General features: G+C 75.3%; 20 protein-coding genes. 7 read left to right on the plus strand and 13 right to left on the minus strand.

The features are described 5' to 3' along the window. The 4 genes from IE170_RS22285 to IE170_RS22300 form a co-directional block, all read left to right on the plus strand. Nucleotides 1-937 (plus strand): acyltransferase family protein (locus IE170_RS22285; protein ID WP_229885067.1); only part of this gene is annotated, 937 nt, incomplete at its 5' end. A gap of 70 nt (nucleotides 938-1007) precedes the next feature. Then, a complete protein-coding gene (locus IE170_RS22290) occupies nucleotides 1008-1790 on the plus strand; it encodes an alpha/beta fold hydrolase (protein ID WP_189811215.1) in 783 nt (260 codons plus the stop codon). 112 nt (nucleotides 1791-1902) lie between these two features. Then, nucleotides 1903-3069, plus strand: coding sequence for an acyltransferase family protein (locus IE170_RS22295; RefSeq protein WP_189811216.1), 1167 nt, complete (start codon nucleotides 1903-1905; stop codon nucleotides 3067-3069). After that, nucleotides 3066-3968, plus strand: a complete 903-nt coding sequence (locus IE170_RS22300; protein WP_189811217.1) for an NADP-dependent oxidoreductase — start codon at nucleotides 3066-3068, stop codon at nucleotides 3966-3968. Before IE170_RS22295 ends, IE170_RS22300 begins: the two co-directional genes overlap by 4 nt. Before the next feature lie 41 nt (nucleotides 3969-4009). Here IE170_RS22300 and IE170_RS22305 read toward each other — a convergent pair whose 3' ends face one another. The 7 genes from IE170_RS22305 to IE170_RS22335 form a co-directional block, all read right to left on the minus strand. Then, nucleotides 4010-5413, minus strand: coding sequence for an ATP-binding protein (locus IE170_RS22305; protein ID WP_189811218.1), 1404 nt, complete (start codon nucleotides 5411-5413; stop codon nucleotides 4010-4012). Next, complete coding sequence (locus tag IE170_RS22310; RefSeq protein WP_189811219.1) at nucleotides 5410-6132, minus strand: response regulator transcription factor; 723 nt, start codon at nucleotides 6130-6132, stop codon at nucleotides 5410-5412. Before IE170_RS22310 ends, IE170_RS22305 begins: the two co-directional genes overlap by 4 nt. 89 nt (nucleotides 6133-6221) lie before the next feature. Beyond that, on the minus strand, nucleotides 6222-6812 hold the full coding sequence (locus IE170_RS22315; protein ID WP_189811220.1) for a hypothetical protein: 591 nt from the start codon (nucleotides 6810-6812) through the stop codon (nucleotides 6222-6224). 70 nt (nucleotides 6813-6882) lie between these two features. After that, nucleotides 6883-7665, minus strand: a complete 783-nt coding sequence (locus IE170_RS22320; RefSeq protein ID WP_373299037.1) for a cytochrome c biogenesis CcdA family protein — start codon at nucleotides 7663-7665, stop codon at nucleotides 6883-6885. Next, entirely contained in the window at nucleotides 7662-8255 is a 594-nt protein-coding gene (locus IE170_RS22325) for a TlpA disulfide reductase family protein (protein WP_189811221.1), read from the minus strand. Before IE170_RS22325 ends, IE170_RS22320 begins: the two co-directional genes overlap by 4 nt. Further along, nucleotides 8252-9019 (minus strand): thioredoxin family protein, encoded by a 768-nt coding sequence (locus tag IE170_RS22330; RefSeq protein WP_189811222.1) that lies wholly within the window; start codon nucleotides 9017-9019, stop codon nucleotides 8252-8254. The genes IE170_RS22325 and IE170_RS22330 overlap by 4 nt, the downstream gene beginning before the upstream one ends. 239 nt (nucleotides 9020-9258) lie before the next feature. After that, complete coding sequence (locus IE170_RS22335; protein ID WP_229885068.1) at nucleotides 9259-9519, minus strand: hypothetical protein; 261 nt, start codon at nucleotides 9517-9519, stop codon at nucleotides 9259-9261. Between the two features lie 4 nt (nucleotides 9520-9523). Here IE170_RS22335 and IE170_RS22340 point away from each other — a divergent pair, with 4 nt between their 5' ends. Beyond that, the gene (locus IE170_RS22340) at nucleotides 9524-9799 is read left to right on the plus strand and encodes a hypothetical protein (RefSeq protein WP_189811223.1); all 276 of its coding nucleotides are present in this window, start codon (nucleotides 9524-9526) and stop codon (nucleotides 9797-9799) included. Between the two features lie 128 nt (nucleotides 9800-9927). Here IE170_RS22340 and IE170_RS22345 read toward each other — a convergent pair whose 3' ends face one another. From IE170_RS22345 to IE170_RS22370, 6 genes are all read right to left on the minus strand, one after another. Further along, on the minus strand, nucleotides 9928-10785 hold the full coding sequence (locus IE170_RS22345) for a CAP domain-containing protein (protein ID WP_189811224.1): 858 nt from the start codon (nucleotides 10783-10785) through the stop codon (nucleotides 9928-9930). Between the two features lie 195 nt (nucleotides 10786-10980). After that, complete coding sequence (locus IE170_RS22350) at nucleotides 10981-11607, minus strand: endonuclease (RefSeq protein ID WP_189811225.1); 627 nt, start codon at nucleotides 11605-11607, stop codon at nucleotides 10981-10983. A 74-nt stretch (nucleotides 11608-11681) separates the two neighbouring features. Continuing rightward, nucleotides 11682-12344, minus strand: a complete 663-nt coding sequence (locus IE170_RS22355) for a GTP-binding protein (RefSeq protein WP_189811226.1) — start codon at nucleotides 12342-12344, stop codon at nucleotides 11682-11684. Beyond that, nucleotides 12298-12777 carry a DUF742 domain-containing protein gene (locus IE170_RS22360; protein WP_189811227.1) on the minus strand — a complete coding sequence of 160 codons (480 nt, stop codon included), beginning with the start codon at nucleotides 12775-12777 and terminating at the stop codon, nucleotides 12298-12300. Before IE170_RS22360 ends, IE170_RS22355 begins: the two co-directional genes overlap by 47 nt. Continuing rightward, on the minus strand, nucleotides 12777-13193 hold the full coding sequence (locus IE170_RS22365; protein WP_189811228.1) for a roadblock/LC7 domain-containing protein: 417 nt from the start codon (nucleotides 13191-13193) through the stop codon (nucleotides 12777-12779). The genes IE170_RS22360 and IE170_RS22365 overlap by 1 nt, the downstream gene beginning before the upstream one ends. Further along, nucleotides 13190-15556, minus strand: coding sequence for a sensor histidine kinase (locus IE170_RS22370; protein ID WP_229885070.1), 2367 nt, complete (start codon nucleotides 15554-15556; stop codon nucleotides 13190-13192). The genes IE170_RS22365 and IE170_RS22370 overlap by 4 nt, the downstream gene beginning before the upstream one ends. Nucleotides 15557-15978: 422 nt before the next feature. Here IE170_RS22370 and IE170_RS22375 point away from each other — a divergent pair, with 422 nt between their 5' ends. Then, the gene (locus IE170_RS22375) at nucleotides 15979-17397 is read left to right on the plus strand and encodes an amidase (RefSeq protein WP_189811230.1); all 1419 of its coding nucleotides are present in this window, start codon (nucleotides 15979-15981) and stop codon (nucleotides 17395-17397) included. A gap of 108 nt (nucleotides 17398-17505) precedes the next feature. Then, a complete protein-coding gene (locus IE170_RS22380; protein WP_114056476.1) occupies nucleotides 17506-17688 on the plus strand; it encodes a tail-anchor membrane protein in 183 nt (60 codons plus the stop codon). Nucleotides 17689-17827 lie beyond the last annotated feature (139 nt).

Raw genomic sequence — 17827 nt, forward strand, 5'->3', positions numbered from 1 at the left:
GGGCGACACCGTCACCGGGTTCTGGCGCCGCCGCCTGCTGAAGATCTTCCCCAACCACATCGTCATGTGGGCGCTCGCCATGGTGCTGTTCGCCGGCGCGATGACACCCCTGTCCGCCTCGCTGCCGAACCTCTTCCTCGTCCACTCCTGGTTCCCGCAGCACGAGACCTTCATCAGCGTCAACCCGCCCAGCTGGTCGCTCTGCAGCGAGCTGCTCTTCTACCTGCTCTTCCCCTTCCTGATCGGGCCCGTGCTGCGGATCAGGGAGCGGGCGCTGTGGGGCTGGGCCGCCGCGATGGTCGCCTGCATGGTCGCCGTGCAGCTCGTCACCGACTTCCTCCTGCCGCAGAACCCGCCCACCCCCGAGGGCTTCGGCATCTCCCTGTGGGAGTTCTGGTTCGGCTACAACTTCCCGCCGGTCCGCATGTTCGAGTTCGTCCTCGGCATGCTGCTGGCCCGGCTCGTCCTGGCCGGGGCCTTCCCCCGCGTACGGATCCTCCCGGCGGCCCTGCTCTGCCTGGCGGGCTACGCGGCGGCCATGGCCGTGCCCTTCCTGTACGGCCTCAACGTCGCCACCATCATCCCCGTGTCGCTGCTGATCTGCGCCGTGGCCCGGGCCGACGTGGACGGCGCCCCGACGGTGCTGCGCGGCCGCACCATGCAGTGGCTCGGCGAGGTCTCGTTCGGCTTCTACCTCGCCCAGTACGTGGTCATGTACTACGGCCGCACCGCGCTGATGGACGAGCGGCTCTTCGCCCCGCTCCCCGGCGTCCTCGTCCTCCTGGGCTTCTTCCTCGCGACCCTGCTCACCGGCTGGCTGCTGCTGGTGTGCGTCGAACGCCCCGTCATGCGGCGCTGGTCCCGGCCGCGCCCGCGGCTGCAGCAGGCCCCCGGGGCGCCCGCCGAGGAGCGCGAGCCGGCCCCCGCCCTGCGCTGAAACCACACCCCCTGATCCCCTCGCGGACGGCATCCCGTCCGCGCCCCCCTTCGACAGTGAGGAGCCTCCCGTGCCCACGATCGACGTCAACGGCACCCCCGTCCACTACACGGTGGAGGGCAGCGGTCCCGCGCTGCTCTTCGTCCACGGCACCGGCGGTGACGGCGAAGCCCAGTTCGGGCACATCCGGGAGCAGTTCAGCGACCGCTACACGGTCGTCACCCCGGACTGCTCCGGCAGCGGCCGCACGCCGCTCCACGCCGAGGAGCTGAGCCTGGACGAACTCGTCGAGCAGGTCGTCGGCACCGCACGCGCGGTCACCGACGGGCCGTTCGACATCGTCGGGTTCTCCCTCGGCGCGGTCGTCGCGGCGGCCGCCGCCGCCAAGCACCCGGAGCTCGTCCGCCGCCTCGTCGTCATCAACGGCTGGGCCCGCAACGACGACCCGCGCCAGCAGCTCGCCGTCGACCTGTGGCGCCGCCTCCCCGACATCGACGGAGAGGCCTTCGCCGCCTACAGCGCCCTGCTGATCTTCTCCCCGGCCTTCCTCGCCGGCTTCGGCAGCGACGGCGTCAAGGCGACCGTCGCCGGCATCAAGGCCGAGGCGCACACACTGCGGCAGATCGAGCTCGACCACCGCGTCGACATCAGCGACCGCCTCCCCGCGATCACCGCGCCGACCCTCGTCATCGGCTCCACGCGGGACGCCCTGATCCCCGTCGAGCACTCCCGCGAGATCCACGCCGCCGTCGCGGGCAGCGAGTACGCCGAGCTGGAGAGCGGCCACATGGTCATCTTCGAGAAGACGGCCGAGGTCGTCGAACTCCTCGGCGGCTTCCTCGACCGGGACTGACCCGGCAGCACGCCCCGCGGGGCCGGAGCGGGCCCGGCCGGCCCACCGGCCGGCGCCCGCCCGCCCCGGCGGCCGGCCCCGCCCATCCCACGCACCCCTCCGGAGAGAGCCCGTGTCCACCACCGCGGAACCCGCCGCGACACCGACGGAGCGCGCCGCCGAGCCCCGACAGGCCGTGCACGGCCGGCTCCCCTCACTGACCGGTCTGCGGTTCATCGCCGCCCTCCTGGTCTTCTGCTACCACTCCTCGCTCGCGCTGCCCGCCCTCAACCCGTTCGCCTCGAAGGACGTCGCCGACGGATACCGGTGGCTGTTCTCCAACGCGGGCTGGGCCGGGGTCAGCTTCTTCTTCATCCTCAGCGGCTTCGTCCTGACCTGGTCGGCCCGGCCCGGCGACCCGCCGCGGCACTTCTGGCGCCGCCGCTTCTTCAAGATCTACCCCAACCACCTCGTCACGTGGGTGCTCGCCCTGGCGCTGCTGTCCGGGGCCACCACCCAGTGGTGGCAGGCCGTGCCCAACCTCTTCCTCGTCCACGCCTGGATCCCCGAGTTCTCCGTCTTCCTCGGGGTCAACCCGCCCAGCTGGTCGCTCGCCTGCGAGCTGTTCTTCTACCTCTGCTTCCCGCTCTTCCTGCACGGGATCAAGCGCATCCCGCCCGCGCACCTGTGGCGCTGGGCCGCCGGCACCGCCGCCGCGGCCATCGCCGTCCCGGCGCTCGCCTACCTGCTGCTGCCGGGCGACCCGCCCATGCCCGAGGGCTCCCCTGCGTCCGTCTGGCAGTACTGGAGCGTGTACATGCTGCCGCCGGTGCGCGCCCTGGACTTCGTCCTCGGCATGCTGATGGCGCGGATCGTCGTCACCGGCCGCCGGTTCGGCGTCCGCCCGCTGCCCGCCGCCGCCGCGTGCGTCGCCGCGTACGCCCTGTCCCTGTACGTGCCGTGGCTGTACGCCCTGGACGCCGTCTTCGTCATCCCGATGGCGCTGCTGATCCCGGCCGTCGCCCTGCAGGACGTCTCGGGCCGGCCCTCGCCGCTGCGCGGCCGGGCGGTGGTCTGGCTCGGCGAGGTCTCCTTCGCCTTCTACATGGTCCACCTCATCCTCCTCAACGTCGTCCGCGAACACCTCCTCGGCCCCGAGAGGTTCTTCGGAACCGCCGCCGGCATCGGCGTGCTGGTGCTGGAGGCCCTCGCGACGCTCGCCGCGGCCTGGCTGCTGTACGCGGCCGTCGAGAAGCCCGCGATGCGCCACCTCGGCCGCACACGAAAGGCACAGCCGTGAAAGCCGTCACCTTCGCCGCCCCCGGCCCGCCGGAAGTCCTCGCCGTCACCGAGCGGGACACCCCTCGGCCGGCCGCCGGGGAGATCCTCGTCCGGGTCGCCGCGGCCGCCGTGAACCCGGTCGACCTGGCCGTGCGCCGCGGGGACATCCCCTCCCCGGTCCTGCCCGCCGTCGTCGGCTGGGACGTCTCCGGCACCGTCGTCGCCGCCGGCCCCTCGGCGGGCCGCTTCCAACCCGGCGACCGCGTCGTCGCCCTGCGCCCCTCGCTGGCCGACGGGGCCGGCGTCTCGGCCGAGTACGTCGCCCTCGACGAGCGGCTCGCCGTCCGGGCGCCGGCCGGCGTCCCGCTGGAGCACGCGGCCGCCCTGCCGCTGGCCGCCCTCACCGCTGAGCAGGCCCTCGACCGGCTCGGCCCCGGCTTCGCGGGCCGGCTCCTCGTCTGCGGCGCCGCCGGCGCCGTCGGCGGATTCCTCGTCCAGCTGGCCGCCCTGCGCGGCCTGCACCCGGCCGCCCTCGCCCGCCCCGACGACGCGGAGACCGTACGCGGGCTGGGTGCCGCCGAGGTGTTCACCGGGGCCGCGCCCCCGCCGGCAGGCGCGTACGACGCCGTCATCGACGCGGCGGGGCGGCCGCGGACGCTCCAGGCCGTGCGCGACGGGGGGCGCTACGTGTCCCTGACGCCGTTCGCCGTGCCGGAGCCCGAGCGGTCCGTCGGCGTCGAGGTGTACGGCGTGCGCACCGACCCCGCCATGCTCGACACCCTGGCGCGCCGCGTCGAGGACGGGCAGCTGGCGCTGCGGATCGCCCGCCTGCTGCCGTTCGATGAGGCGCCCCGGGCACACGCCCTGCTGGAGGCGGGCGGGACCCGCGGGAAGATCCTGCTGGCCCCGGGGCCCTGACGCCTCCCGTGAGCCGCCCGGGGCCGCGGTCGACGCGGGACTCAGCGCCTGCGCGGCCAGGCCGGGCGGCGCCGGGAGGTGCGCGGGCCCCGCCCCGGCAGCGGGGCGGGGGCCAGGGCGAACGAGACCGCGATGTGCGCGCCGCCCAGGGGGCTGCTGCCGATGCGCACGGAGCCGCCCGTGGCAGTGGCCGCCCGGTGCGCGATGTCGAGCCCCAGCCCGGTGGAGCCGGTGCTGCTGCCACGGGACAGGGCCCGGTCGGGATCCGGGATGCCCGGCCCGCCGTCCTCCACGACCAGCTCGACGGCCAGCGCCGACCGCACGACGCGCACGCCGAGCGGCGTGCCGGGCGGGGTGTGCCGGAAGACGTTCCCGATCAGGGCGTCGGCCACCGCCGCGACGTCGTCCTCGGAGAGTGCCACCGGCGTGGGCTCCGGGGTGAGGTCCAGGGAGCACTCCCGTTCCTGGTGGCCCGCCAGCACCGTCCAGAACGCCGTCCGCCCGCGCACCACCTCGGCCGCCTCGCAGCGCGGCCCGGCCCCCGCCGCGGCGGACGGCCCCCGCCCCGCGGCGGGCTCGGCGCCGAGGAGGCCCTGGCCCATGGGGCCCACCGCGAGCGGCGTGCGCGCCGCCGCGATGATCGCCTGGAGCTCCGCCTCCAGCTCGCCGACGGCCGCCTCGACCCGCGCGGACTCCGGCGTGCCCGCCATCCGCTCCGACGCCAGGTGGAGGGCGGTCAGCGGGGTGCGCAGCCGGTGCGACAGGTCGGCGACCAGCTCGCGCTCCACCGCGAGCAGTTCGGTCATGCGGTGCGCCATCGCGTTGAACGCGACGCCCGCCTCGCGGAGCTCCTTCGGGCCCATCGGGTCCACGCGGGTGTCCAGATCGCCCTCGCCGAGGGCGCGCGAGGCCTGCGCGAGCCGCTTCGAGGACCGGACGACCTTCGCGCCCAGGCGGTCGGCGACGAGGACCGAGCCGGCGATCAGGCCGACCGCGAGGAACGCCATGACCGCCCACGATTCCGCGACCCCGCGGGTCAGCTCCTGCTCGGGGACGAAGTTCTCGACGACGGCGACCCGGTCGCCGGGCAGCACGACCGGCTGGAGGCACATCCAGCCGCCCGGAACCTCCTGGGATATCGACTCCCGGCCCTTGCGGGCCCGTTCGAGGAGCGCCGCGGGCGCCTTCGACCTGCCGAGCGCGCCGGCGTCGGGGAGGTGGACGACGAGGTGCTCGCCCCCGTCCAGGCTGGCGGCCGACTCCCGCAGGGCGGCCGGCTCCGTGGTCAGCGCGAGGACGGGCGCCAGTGCGGCGGCGCGCTGCTCGGCCTCGGTGACCCCCTGCTCCCTGACGAGCGACATCACCAGGAGGGCGAGAGGTATGAGGAAGGACAGCGCGACCATGGAGGTCACGGCGAGCGCCACTCCGGCCAGCGAGCGCCTCAACGGGGGGCCACCAGCTTGATGCCGACGCCGCGGACGGTCCTCAGGTACCGCGGGGCCGCCGCGCGTTCGCCGAGCTTGCGGCGCAGGGACGACAGGTGCACGTCGACGGTCTGGTCGTCCACGTACGGCTCGCGCCACACCTCCGTCAGCAGGCGGCGCTTGGAGACGACCTGCCCCGCGTGCCGGGCCAGGAACGCCAGCAGGTCGAACTCCCGGCGGGTGAGCCGGAGCTCGCGGCCGGCGAGGAACGCGGTGCGGGCGCCCGGGTCGACGACGAGCTCGCCTACGGTCGCCGGCTGCGGCGCGGCCGATGCGGCGGCCGGGGCCGCTGCGGCGCCTGCGCCGGCGGGCGGGACGTGGCTGGTGCGCCGCAGCACGGCGGCGAGGCGTGCGATGAGCTGCCCGCCGGAGAACGGCTTGACCAGGTAGTCGTCGGCGCCCGCGTTGAGGAGCTTGATGATCTCCGTCTCGTCGTCCCGGGCGGTGGCCACCAGCACGGGCACCGAGGATATTCCGCGGATCATGCGCAGGGCGTCCCCGCCGTCCAGGTCCGGCAGCCCCAGGTCGAGGACCACGGCATCGACGGGCGCCTGGGTGAGCTCCCGCAGGCCGCCGAAGCCGTCGGCCGCGCTGCGCACGGCATACCCGTGCTCCGCCAGGACCTCGATCAGTGACTGGCGGATGCTGGGGTCGTCTTCCACGACCAGGACGCTGGGCATGGGGGACACCTTAGGGCTTGGGCCGGAGCGGTCCGAGGGGAGGCCGCCCGCCGGTCCGGGCGGTTCGTGCGGGCGTGCCGGGCCGGGGATCAGCGGGGCCCGAACACCGGCCCGTCGGCGGTGACGCGCAGGCGGACGGGCCGGTCGGAGACGGGGATGGTGCAGCCGTCCTCGGTGCTGCAGCTGGCGTAGCCCAGCAGCACGGTGGCCTCCCCGGTGCCGTCGGCGCGGACCGGCAGGGTCGTGGTGACCGGGCCGTCCGGGTAGACGGGGACGGGGGCGCCGACTCCGGGCACGCTGATCGAGCGCACGTCCGCGGCGGCGGTCAGCTTCCCGTCGGGGCGGAGCGCTCCGGTGACGGCGACCGCGGTGGGCCGGCCGACGCCTTCGACGCCGGTGGCCGGCAGGTCGATGCTGTACAGGTGGAACCCCTTCTCCTCGGGGGTGAAGACGGCCTTGAGGGTGCCCTTCGCGTCGCGCCAGTCGGTGATCGAGAGCGTGACGGTGACGCCCTTGTCGGTGAAGCTCGCCGTGGGAGGGGATGCCGCGCCATCCGCCTGCCCGGCGCCCTGGCTGCCGCAGGCGGTGAACCCGGCAAGGCAGAGGAGGGCGCCGGCGAGGCGCGCGGCGCGCGAACGGCCGGTTCGCAGGGCGGCGTTCGGGCGGGTGGTCCGGGGCATGTGTGTCACCTGTGTCGTGTGTGCCATGTGTATGTATGTGGTGCGGTGTTGTCCGGTGCGGGTGGGGGGTTCAGAGCGCCGCCGTCGAGTCCGCGCTCCACAACTGCAGGACGTACACCAGGTCGTTCCACACGCCGGTCGCCAGCAGCACGCCGACGAGCACCAGCATGCCCCCACCGATCCGCAGCACCCACGGGTAGTGCCGCTTGACCAGGCCGAACGCCCCCAGGGCGCGCCGGAAGGCGAGCGCGGCCAGCACGAACGGCAGCCCCAGCCCCAGACAGTAGGCGGCCATCAGCAGCGCCCCGCGCGCGGCACTGGCCTCGGTCCAGGCGAGGGCCTGCACGGCCCCCAGCGTCGGCCCGATGCACGGCGTCCAGCCCACCGCGAACACCGCACCCAGCAGCGGTGCGCCGGAGAGCCCCAGCGCGGGGCGCCGCCGGCTGCGCAACTCCCGCTGCGTGAACCCCGGCAGGAAGCCCATGAACGACAGGCCCATGACGACGGTGAAGACGCCGAGCACCTGGGTGAGCGCTTCCCGGTGCGCCAGCAGCGTCCGGCCGAAGTAGCCGAACAGGGCGCCCCCGGAGACGAGGACCGCCGTGAAGCCGAGGACGAACAGCAGGGCGCCGGCGGCCATCCGGCTGCGGTTCCCGCCCCGCGCGTCCGCCAGATCGGCGACCGACAGGCTCGTCACGTAGCTGAGGTAGCCGGGGACGAGCGGCAGCACGCACGGCGACAGGAACGAGACCAGGCCGGCGGCGAAGGCGACGGGAGCCGCCATCAGCAGCGTGCCGTTCACCAGGGACGGCGCGTCCGCGAAGGCGAGCGCAGCGGCGCCGGCGGCCGTCACGGGGCCTCCCCGGCGACCCGCGCCACGAGGGGCCGCAGCTGCTCCTCGGTGACGGAGCCGCCGATCGCGGCGGCGACGCGCCCCTTGCGGTCGACCACCAGCGTCGAGGGGACCGTCTGCGGGTTCAGCACCGACGGCGGGAAGCGGAGCAGCAGCGCGCCGTCCGGATCGTGCAGGCTCGGGAAGCCCAGGCCGTGCGCGCGGACGAAGGAGCGGGCCGCCTCGCGGTCCCGGTCGCGGGTGTTGATCCCGAGGAAGAGGACGCCGTCGGCGCGCGTCTGCCGGCTCACGCGCTCCAGGTCGTCGGCCTCCGCCCGGCACGGCGCGCACCAGGAGCCCCACACGTTCACGACGACGACCTGGCCGCGCAGGCCCGCGAGGTCGACCCGGCGCCCGTCGAGGTCGGCGCCGGCCAGCTCGGGGGCCGCCGGCCGGGCGGCCGGTTCCGCGACCGCGGGCGCCGCCCCGGTGCCCGTACCGCCGGAGCCGCCCCGTCCGTCCTCGGGGCCGCCGGGCGCCCACGCCGCCGCCACCGCGAGCCCCGCCGCCGCCAGGGCGGCCGCCGCGACCGCGGCGACCGGCCGTCTCACGACGCCCACTGGCGCAGGAAGGCGTTGATGCCGTCCGCGGTCAGCGGAGGGTTCCCGGTGACGTGGGTGTCCGTGCGCACCGTCCCGGACGGGGAGACGACGACCAGCACGGGCATCTTGTAGGTGCCCCCGGACGGGCTGTATTTGCCCAGCAGCGCGGAGTTGGCGGAGCTGCTCCCGCCGATGTCGACCTTGACCAGGTGGTACGAGGCCCCGAGCAGCGCCGTGGTCTGCGGCTGGGCGAACACCTTGTCGGCCGCCTTGCAGTTGCCGCACCAGTTGGCGCCGAAGTCGAGGAGCACCATGCGCCCGTCGGCCTTGGCCGCGCGCAGGGCCGCGTCCACCTGCTGCCGGGCGTCGGCGGAGGCGTCGTAGCCGGGGCCGGGCACACGGGCCGGGGCGGGCGCGGCCGAGGTGCGCGGTGCCGAGGGCTTCGTGGAGGCGGGCGCCGAGGCGGCCTTGGAGGGCGCGGCCGAGGGCTGCTGACTGGCGGAGGCGGACGGCGCCGTCGACGCGGTCGCCGAGACCTCGGGGGAGCCGCTCGCGGACTCCGCCCCGGCGGGCAGGGCTTCGGCGGGCGGGGCTTCGGCGGACTGCCGGGCCGCGGACGGCGAGGCGGCCCCGGCGGGCTGGGAGGACGGCCCGCAGCCGGCGGTCAGCCCGGCCGCGAGCACCGCCGCGGCGACCGCCGACAGCCGCCTCCCGCGCGCCCGGGCGGAACGGCCCGAGGCCGTCCGGAGGTCGGCGCGGACGGGTCGGAGCATGCGAGAAGTCATGGCGAGGTCACCCCAGGGCACGGTCGGGCTACGGAAGGGCCGGACACCCTCCGGCGCGGTGGAAGCGGCGGCCGGACCGGCCGGGGCGGCGTGCCCCGGCACCTGCGGCCGCTCTGCTGACGCGAGCATAGGACCGCGCCGGGCGGCCGGAACCCCATCGGCCGGATCTTGAGGATGCCCTAAGGAACAGCTCACCTCCCGCTTCGCCTACAAGCGTCGCGGGCCGCTCAGAAGGAGGTCTCGCGGACGCTGGCCTTAGCCCCGGGCTCGATCGTCGCGGTGATGGTGGAGCGGTGGTCGTCGCTGGTGAACGTCACCGTGAGCGTGTCGGCCGAGGGCTGCGACGTCGTGGTCTTGAAGCCCCGGTTCGGTACCGCGGAGATCAGGCACACCCCCCGGCTGCCGTAGCGCACCGTCGCCCGGCCGCCTTGGGAGGGGACGGTGTGCAGGCCCGCCCCGCCCTCCTCGCAGTCCGCGGAGGACTTCACGGCGGTGGACCGGGATGCGCCCGTTGAGGGCTTGGCCGGGGTCGGCGAGCCCGCCGACGGGGACGGCCGCGGTGTGGCGGCGGAGCTGCTGGGGGAGGGCGACGGCGAGGGGCTCGCCGACGGGTTCGTCACCGCCAGCCACGCGGGCGGCGTGTTGACGACGACGGGGGCGGACCGCGCGACCGGGGGCGTCTGCCTGGTCGAACCGACCACGAACTGGACCGTGCCGAGCACGGCAGTCACACTGGCGGCCGTGCACGACAGCCATATGAGCAGGTAACGCGAAGTTCGAGGCACGGCCCCATAGTGGCCGACGCGCCGCCCGGCCCGTCACCGGCTCCCCCGAAAGCCGGCGTCCCCCGCACCCGGGGGACGGGTACGGGGGACGCCGGCCATGGGGGGCAGGGGCTACTTCGGCGCGCCGAAGTTCTGGGTCCACCAGGGGCCGCCGTCGCCCTTGTGGACGCCTATGCCGATCTCCTTGAACGCGCAGTTGAGGATGTTGGCCCGGTGGCCGGGGCTGTTCATCCAGGCCTTCATGACCGCGTCGGCGTCCGCCTGGCCGCGGGCTATGTTCTCGCCGAGACGCGACCAGGCGTAGCCCGCGGCCTCCACCCGGCTGGTCATGGTCGACCCGTCGGGGCCGGTGTGCGACATGACGCCGCTGCGCGCCATGGTGTCGCTGTACGCCCGGGCGGCGGCGCTCAGCTTCGCGTTGGAGGACAGCGGGCCGCATCCGGCCGCGGCGCGCTCCTTGTTGACGATGGCGAGGACCGCCGACTCGGCGTCGGTGTTCACCGTGCCGGAACCGCCAGAGCCGCCGGAACCCCCCGACCCGCCGGAGCCGCCCGAGCCGCCGCCCGTCGCCGGCTTGCGGGCCGGGGCCGCCGAGGAGGCGGGCGCCGCCTTGGCCTCGGTGCTGGCCTCCGCCGACGGCCCCGCGGGCGACGCCGATGCCGACGCGGACGCCTCGGGCGTTGCGGACGGGCTCGGGCTCGTCGAGGCCGACGCGTCGGCGCCGGGGGCCGGCGGGGTTGCTGACTCAGCGGCGGTCCCGGCGCCGGCGGCGGCCGAGCCGGACGCGGCCCCCGCCGCGCCGCCGGCCCGGCGCTCGGTGCGCGCGTCGCCGTCGGAGTCGGCCACCGCGACGCCGACCGCCACGACCGCGGCCGCCGCGGTGACGGACAGCACGATGCGCGAACGCACGGCCTTCCGGCGTCGCGCCTCGGCGCGGGACACGGTTTCGGGGGTACGGCTGCGGCTCATGCCGGTGACACCTCACTGGGGGGACGGATGGGAGTCCGCCCGAGCCTAGGCGTGTGACCAGCGAAAAAAGCCCGTGGGAAGGCTTCTTCAAGGTCCCTTAAGGAAGCCCTCAGGATCAACACAGGGACCAGCCGGGCATTTCGCGCAACTCGCCCCGGCGGGCCGGGAGTCGGAGGCGGTGGAGCGGACCGGCCGTCAGCCGGACCCGGGTCCCTTCGACAGTGAGGCGCGGACCAAGGCCGCGGCGAAGCGGGCCAGCTCCTCCGGCGCGACCAGCGAGGCGAGCCCCTGCGCCGAGCGGGGCAGCCCGAGCTTCCCGGCGGCGGCGCGGGAGCGCTCGTCGAAGAAGGGCCGCAGCTCCGGCCAGACGGCCTGCGCCTCGCGGCAGAAGATGTCCGCGCCGACCGGGCCGATCCGGGGCACCTCCATCAGCCGTGCGCGAAGCGAGCCCGTGTCCCCGCCGGCCTCTTCCCGCAGCCTGCGCAGGTCTCCGCGCCAGCGGTCCAGCAGCAGCCGCGCCCCCTCGCCGAGCGCGGTCGCGGTGCTCTCGTCGTAGCGGACGTAGTGGGCGCGCCCGAGCGCGTCCACCCGGTCCTGCCAGGCGGAGTCCGCCATCGCCCGGGGCGTGCGCAGGCCCGCCGCGGAGAGCTCACGGGCGGCCGCGGTGGCGATGTCCGCCCTGATCCGGGTCGAGCACAGCACCGCGAGCACCAGGAGCCGGTACAGCGGCGACGGCGTGTCGCGGAGCCGGATGCCGGCCTCGTCGGCATAGGTCCGGCCGTGGTCGCGCAGGAGTGCGGCGGCCACCTCGGCGGTTCCCATCGCGGCGCTCCTTCCTCGTACGCGGGGACGCCTACCCCGCGCGCACCGCGCCTACCCCTCCCGCGGACCGGGCCTCAGCGGCTCGCCGCGGAGGCGTCCCGCAGCGCCGCCCCGGACTCCGCGCCCGATTCCGCGGCCCGGGCGATGAGCACGTCCAGCAGGGCGAGCAGCACGCCGCGGACGTCCTCCCGCTCGCGGGCGTCCAGCATCAGGACGGGCGTCGCGGGGTCGCGCAGGTGCAGGGCGGCGGCGATCTCCTCGGCGGTGTAGGCCTGTTCGCCGTGGAAGCAGTTGGCGCCGACCACGAACGGCAGGCCGCGGCTCTCGAAGAAGTCGACGGCAGGGAAGCTGCGGTCCAGGCGGCGGGTGTCGACCAGGACGACCGCCCCGAGGGCGCCGTTCAGCAGGTCGTCCCACATGAACCAGAACCGCTCCTGGCCGGGGGTGCCGAACAGGTACAGCGCGACCCCGGCGTCGGTCAGGGTGATCCGGCCGAAGTCCATGGCCACGGTGGTGACGGCCTTGGACTCGATGCCGTCGAGGTCGTCGACGCCGACCCCGGCGGCCGTCAGCCGCTCCTCGGTGCGCAGCGGTTCGATCTCCGAGACCGTCTCGACGAGGGTGGTCTTGCCGACCCCGAAGCCGCCGGCCACGAGGATCTTGACGGGGGCCGCCTGACGGGCGGCGTTCTCATATGCGGGCAAGGTTGTCCCTGATTCTCCTGAGCAGGTGGACATCGGCGGCCTCCGCCCCGTCCAGGGGCGGCCGGTGGTGGATCAGCCCGCGGTCGGCGAGTTCGCCGAGGAGCAGCGCCATCGGGGTCAGGCGTATGTGCATGCGGGCCGCGATCTCGGCCACCGCGCGGCCGTCCGGCGCCGGGCACATGGCGAGGACGGCCCGCCACTCGCTGGGCAGTCCGCTCCAGGCGTCCTCCGGGACCGCCGCCGTGATCGTCGTGTCCATGGTCATGACGGTGCAGGGTGCGGCGGTCCGGCCGTCGGTGAGGGCGTACAGGCGGGTCCGGCGGCGGCCGCCGGCGGACCGCGGCGCGAGCGGCCCGCCGCCGTCCGGCGCCGGGCCCGCTGCGGCGTCCGGGCCCGCGTCCGCGGCCGGCTCCCGTTCCGGTTCCGGTCCGGGGCCGGGTACGGCGTCCGCGTCGTCCTGCGGCATTACGCGGGGGAGGCGGGAGGCTGCGCCTGCGTGCGCTCCGGGGTGCCCAGCCACTCGCCGAGCGCCTGCGCCGTCCGGACGGCTTCGCCGCCCAGCTCTCCCAGTCGGGCCTTGCGGGAGGTCACCACGATGAGGGTGCTGCCCTCCCCGCACCCCACGATGCAGAGGTACCGGTCGTCCATCTCGACGAGCTGGCGGATCACCCGGCCGCCGTCCACCTCGCGCGATATCGCCTTCATGGTGGAGGCGACCCCGGAACAGGCGGCGGCGATGCGCTCCGCCTGGTCCCGCTCGAGCAGGTAGGCGCTGAGCCCGATCCCGTCGTTGGACAGGAGCACGGCGCCCTGGATGCCGGCGATCCTGCTCAGGTTGTTGTCCAGAACGCTGTAGATCATGTCGTTCGATGTCGTCGTCATGGCTGATCCTGTCGGAGCTCTTCTTCCACTTTCCGGGTCCCCTGTTCGTAGTCCGCCCAGGCGTCGGCCACCTCTTCGGGTGTGGCCGGATCCCGGCGGTCGGTCGTCTCGGGCGTCCGCGGACCGCGCAGCTGCTGCGACATGTGCGTCTGCGGTACGCGTTCGGGCAGCGCCGGCCGGGCTGCCTCCCGGGCCGGCAGCGCGGGGCGCGGGGCCCCCTCGGCGCGGGCGGGCGGCGCGGGGTCGGTGCGGCGGCGGCTCGGCAGCCCGGCCGGGGTCGGCACGGGCGCCGGCTCGACGGCCCGCGGCCCGGTCGTGCGCACCGGTACGGGCTCCTCGGAGCCCGCGGCGGACGGCGCGGGCGCGGGCTCCGGCGCGAGCGCGGGCGTGCGTACGGCCTTCCGCGCCGGGGCGGCGGCCGCCACGGCCTCCGGTGCACCGGCGGCGGCGTCCTCCGCGGCCGGGCGGGGCCGCGGCGCCGGCTGCGGCGCGGGCCGGTCCGCGGGGGACAGCAGCCCGCCCGGCAGCACGACCACCGCCGAGGTGCCCCCGTACACCGAGCGCCGCAGCGTGACCGTCGCGCCGAGCTGCTCGGCGAGGTGGCCGACCACGAAGAGGCCCAGCCGGTGCGCGTTCTCGGCGAGGACGGCGTACGGCGGCGCGCTGTGCAGGCGCCGGTTCATCTCCTCGTACGTGGCCGTCGCGACCCGCGGCCCGCGGTCCTCGATCTCCACGGACAGGCCGTCGGCGACGAGTTCGGCGCGGATCACCACCTTCGAGCGCGGCGGGGAGAACCGGGTGGCGTTGTCCAGCAGCTCCGCCAGCAGGTGGCTGATCTGGCTGATCCGTTGCGGCTGCACGCTCGCCTCGTCCAGCGCCTGCCGCTCGATCCGCCGGAAGTCCTCGACCTCGGCGGCGGCTTCGCGCAGCAGGTCGGCGATGCGCATGGGCTCGGTGTGCGGGTCGGGGACCTCGCCGCCCGACAGGATGAGCAGGTTCTCGATCTGCCGCCGCATGCCCACGGTGAGCTGGTCGGACCGCATCAACTGGGCCAGCAGCGGCTCGTCGTGGCCGAAGGCGTCCTGGATGTCCTCGGTGAGGGCCAGCTGTCGGCTCACCAGGTTCCCGGTGCGCGAGGCGATGCCGGAGGCGAACATGCCGAAACCCTGGCGTTCCGCCGCGAGCTGCCGGTGCCCGTCCACGGACACCGCGACGACCCGCGCGAACGCGTCGTTGATGCGGCCGACCTCGTCCCGGTGTCCGGTCACCCGCGGCAGGACGGACTCGTCGACGGGCCGTCCGCTGCCGAGCCGCGCCACCACGTCCGGGAGGATGCGCTCGGCCACCGCGACGGTCCGCCGGTGCAGGCCGTCCAGGCGGCGCAGCACCGACCGCGTGCCGGCCACAACGATCGCGACGACGAGCAGCAGCCCGGCGCCGCTGCCGCCGATCAGCCAGGCCACCTCGGTCTGCAGCCGGTCCGCCTTCGCCTCGCCCAGGGTGAGGACCTGCCGGGCCCGGTCGATGTTGAGGGTGGCCATCTGCATCGAGAAGCTGCCGTGCGCCGCACGCCATTCGCCGACGTCGGCGGGCAGCCGGATGCCGGTGTCGGAGTCCTTGTTCTCGAAGATGATCGCGTTCTCGATGCGGGTCTTCGTCTCCCAGGCGGGGGAGGTGGTGATGCGCTCGTAGAACCGGCGGTCCCGCTCGGGCAGGTACGGCACGACCCAGGTCTCGTACAGGTAGCGCTGGGCGCCCACGGCACTGGTGAACTGGTCGAAGGCGCTGGCGCTCAGCTCCCGGGAGGGCCCCGCCAGGGCCAGCAGGGCGTCCTGGCGCGCCACCATCTCGGAGGCGGAGAGCAGGGACACCACGGGGCGGCTGGCCTGGGTGAGTTCGGCGTCCTGGGAGTGGCTGAACTCGTGCTGGTACACGCGGATGATCTCGTTGACCAGCCCGGTGTAGTAGGCGAGCAGGCTGTCGGGGGTGCCGGTGCGGGCCTCCGCGCGCCCGCGGTAGACCGCCAGGTCGCCGAGCTGGCGCACCACTTCCCCGACCGACACCCCCGCCTCGGCGGCCGCCCGGCGGAATTCGGCCGCCGCGCGGTCCGTCGCCTGCCGCCGCTGCCGGAGCTCCTGCTCTGCTCCGGGGCTGCCCGCCCACAGGGCCGCCGAGGCGGTGCGCTCGGCCTGGAGGTCGACGAGGAGCGTGTACAGGGGGACGCCCGTGTGCTCACTGGCCGCCACATCGGCGCGAAGGTGCGCGGATTGGTCCAGGAGCCGTTCGGCGGTCAGCACCGTCTGCGTGCCCATGGCCACCGTGGGCACGACCGCCAGGCACACCAGGAGCGTGCGCAGCCGCACGGTCCGCCGCCGCCGCGGGCCCCGCTGCCGGGTCGTCAAGGGCGCGGGTGGGCCTTCGGGTTCTGTGGAAGACATCGTTCCTCGGGGGCGGCTGGGCAGGGGAGGGGAGCGGGGACGACAGCCAGTCGGGAGGCGCTGATCATAACCAGCCACACGGGCGAAACGGATACGTTGTTTCGATAATCGGAGCGTGTTATGAGCGGCGGGCCCGTTGCCAACCGGAGTCCTGATCGGAACCCGATCGCGATGAGCCGTGCGGGCCGACCGGGCGACGTCCGTACGCCGTTGCGCAGTCGCCGGTGCCTTCCGGCCGGCGGACGCCTCCGCCCGCCCGCGGGCCGGCGCCGTCCGCCCCCTCGCGTGTTACCCGACGGTAGGGAATGATGGCGGCCGACCACACACGCGGCTGGGCGGGGATAGCGGTGACGACTTTCGACGAACGGACCAGTGTGCACGCCTTCCGGGACGACGCCCTCGGCGAGCACGACGCCGTGGGCCTCGCCGACGCGATCCGGCGGGGCGAGGTCGGCGCCGCCGAAGCCGCCCGCGACGCGGCCGAGCGCGTGCGCACCGTCGACGCCCGGCTCCGCGCGGTCGAGGTGCACAGCGACCCGCCGTCCCTCGACGGTGCGCCGGGCGGCGGAGTCCTCGCCGGGGTGCCGACCTTCGTCAAGGACAACACCGACTACCGGGGACTGCCCACCGGGCACGGGAGTTCCGCCTTCCGCCCGCGGCCCGCCCGCAGCCACGCCCCGTTCGCCCGCCAGTTCCTCAGCAGCGGCGTCACCGTGCTGGGCAAGACCCGCCTCCCCGAGTTCGGTTTCAGCCCGACCACGGAGTACGAGGGCGCCGAGCCGGTCCGCAACCCCTGGCACACCGGGTACTCGGCGGGCGGCTCCTCCGGCGGAAGCGCCGCCCTCGTCGCCGCCGGAGCCGTGCCCCTCGCGCACGCCAACGACGGCGGCGGCTCCATCCGCATCCCCGCCGCCTGCTGCGGGCTCGTCGGCCTCAAGCCGACCCGCGGCCGGGTCGTCGCGAACGCGCAGAGCCGCATGCTGCCCCTCGACATCGTCGCCGACGGCGTCGTCAGCCGCTCGGTGCGCGACGCCGCCGCGTTCCTCGCCGCGGCGGAGGCGTACCGGCGCCACCCGAAGCTGCCGCCCGTCGGCCCGGTGGAGGGCCCCGCGAAGCGGCGGCTGCGGATCGGGCTGCTGCCCGACTCGCCGAACGGGGTCCGCACCGACGCCGCGACCCGGGCCGCCGTCCTCGCCACGGGGGAGGCCCTCGAACGGCTCGGCCACACGGTGGAGCCGGCGGTCGTCGCCGTCGACCCGCGCTTCACCGACGACTTCCTCGCCTACTGGGGGATGCTGTCCTTCCTGATCGGAGCCACCGGCCGGAGCCTCGGCGCGGACTTCGACCGGCGCCGCATGGATCCCCTGAGCCGCGGGCTCCGCGAGTCGTACCTGGCCGTCTGGCGGCAGACCCCGGGTGTGCTGCGCCGCCTGCGGAGCACGGCCGTGGCGTACGCGTCCGCCTTCCGCGGCTTCGACCTCCTGCTGTCGCCCGTGCTCGCGCACACCACCCCGCGGCTCGGGCACCTCAGCCCGACCGTCCCCTACCCGCAGCTCATCGAGCGGATCCTGACGTACGTGGCGTTCACGCCCGTCGACAACGTCGTCGGGACACCGTCGATCTCGCTCCCCTCGGCGCACGCGACGGAGGACGGCCTGCCCATCGGCGTCATGTTCGCCGGCCGGCCCGGAGCCGAGCGCACCCTCCTGGAGATCGCGTTCGAGCTGGAGGCGGACCGGCCCTTCCGCCGCATCCAGGACCTGTGACGCGCCGACGGCGGGGGGCGGGCGGGAACGCGGCGGCGGGGCCGGGCGTTGCAGGGGTGACGGCGAGACGGCGAGCGGCCGTCCAGCGGTGACGGGTGGAGGTGTCCCATGTCCAAGCGCGCGGGAGTCGCGGCTGCCGGTGTCCTGGCGGCGATCGTGTTGTTCGGCCTGGTCGGTTTCTGGGCGGGCCTGCTGGTGCTGATCGGTGTGCCGGCGGCGGCGTACCTGCTGCTGGACCCCTCCCAGCGGCGCCGCGTGCGGGACGTCTCCCGCAGAGAGCTGGGCCGCTGACCGGGGGCGGTCACGGCCGGGCCCGCCGGCCCGGCCGGGTCGAGCGGCTGCCCCGCTACTCGGGGCGTACGGCCACGCGGTCCAGCCCCTCCAGCAGCTCCGGCAGCTCCGGAAGCCCGCCCGGCCCGCCCTGCGGAAC

This window comes from Streptomyces toxytricini, assembly GCF_014649915.1.
Taxonomy (GTDB): Bacteria; Actinomycetota; Actinomycetes; order Streptomycetales; family Streptomycetaceae; genus Streptomyces; species Streptomyces toxytricini.

Bases quoted from the DNA above. Each gene is read 5' to 3' on its own strand.
- IE170_RS22310 (WP_189811219.1), bottom strand. From the start codon at position 6,132: ATGCCCAGCGTCCTGGTCGTGGAAGACGACCCCAGCATCCGCCAGTCA.
- IE170_RS22315 (WP_189811220.1), bottom strand. From the start codon at position 6,812: ATGCCCCGGACCACCCGCCCGAACGCCGCCCTGCGAACCGGCCGTTCG.
- IE170_RS22330 (WP_189811222.1), bottom strand. From the start codon at position 9,019: ATGCTCCGACCCGTCCGCGCCGACCTCCGGACGGCCTCGGGCCGTTCC.
- IE170_RS22345 (WP_189811224.1), bottom strand. From the start codon at position 10,785: ATGAGCCGCAGCCGTACCCCCGAAACCGTGTCCCGCGCCGAGGCGCGA.
- IE170_RS22350 (WP_189811225.1), bottom strand. From the start codon at position 11,607: ATGGGAACCGCCGAGGTGGCCGCCGCACTCCTGCGCGACCACGGCCGG.
- IE170_RS22355 (WP_189811226.1), bottom strand. From the start codon at position 12,344: ATGTCCACCTGCTCAGGAGAATCAGGGACAACCTTGCCCGCATATGAG.
- IE170_RS22360 (WP_189811227.1), bottom strand. From the start codon at position 12,777: ATGCCGCAGGACGACGCGGACGCCGTACCCGGCCCCGGACCGGAACCG.
- IE170_RS22365 (WP_189811228.1), bottom strand. From the start codon at position 13,193: ATGACGACGACATCGAACGACATGATCTACAGCGTTCTGGACAACAAC.
- IE170_RS22380 (WP_114056476.1), top strand. From the start codon at position 17,506: ATGTCCAAGCGCGCGGGAGTCGCGGCTGCCGGTGTCCTGGCGGCGATC.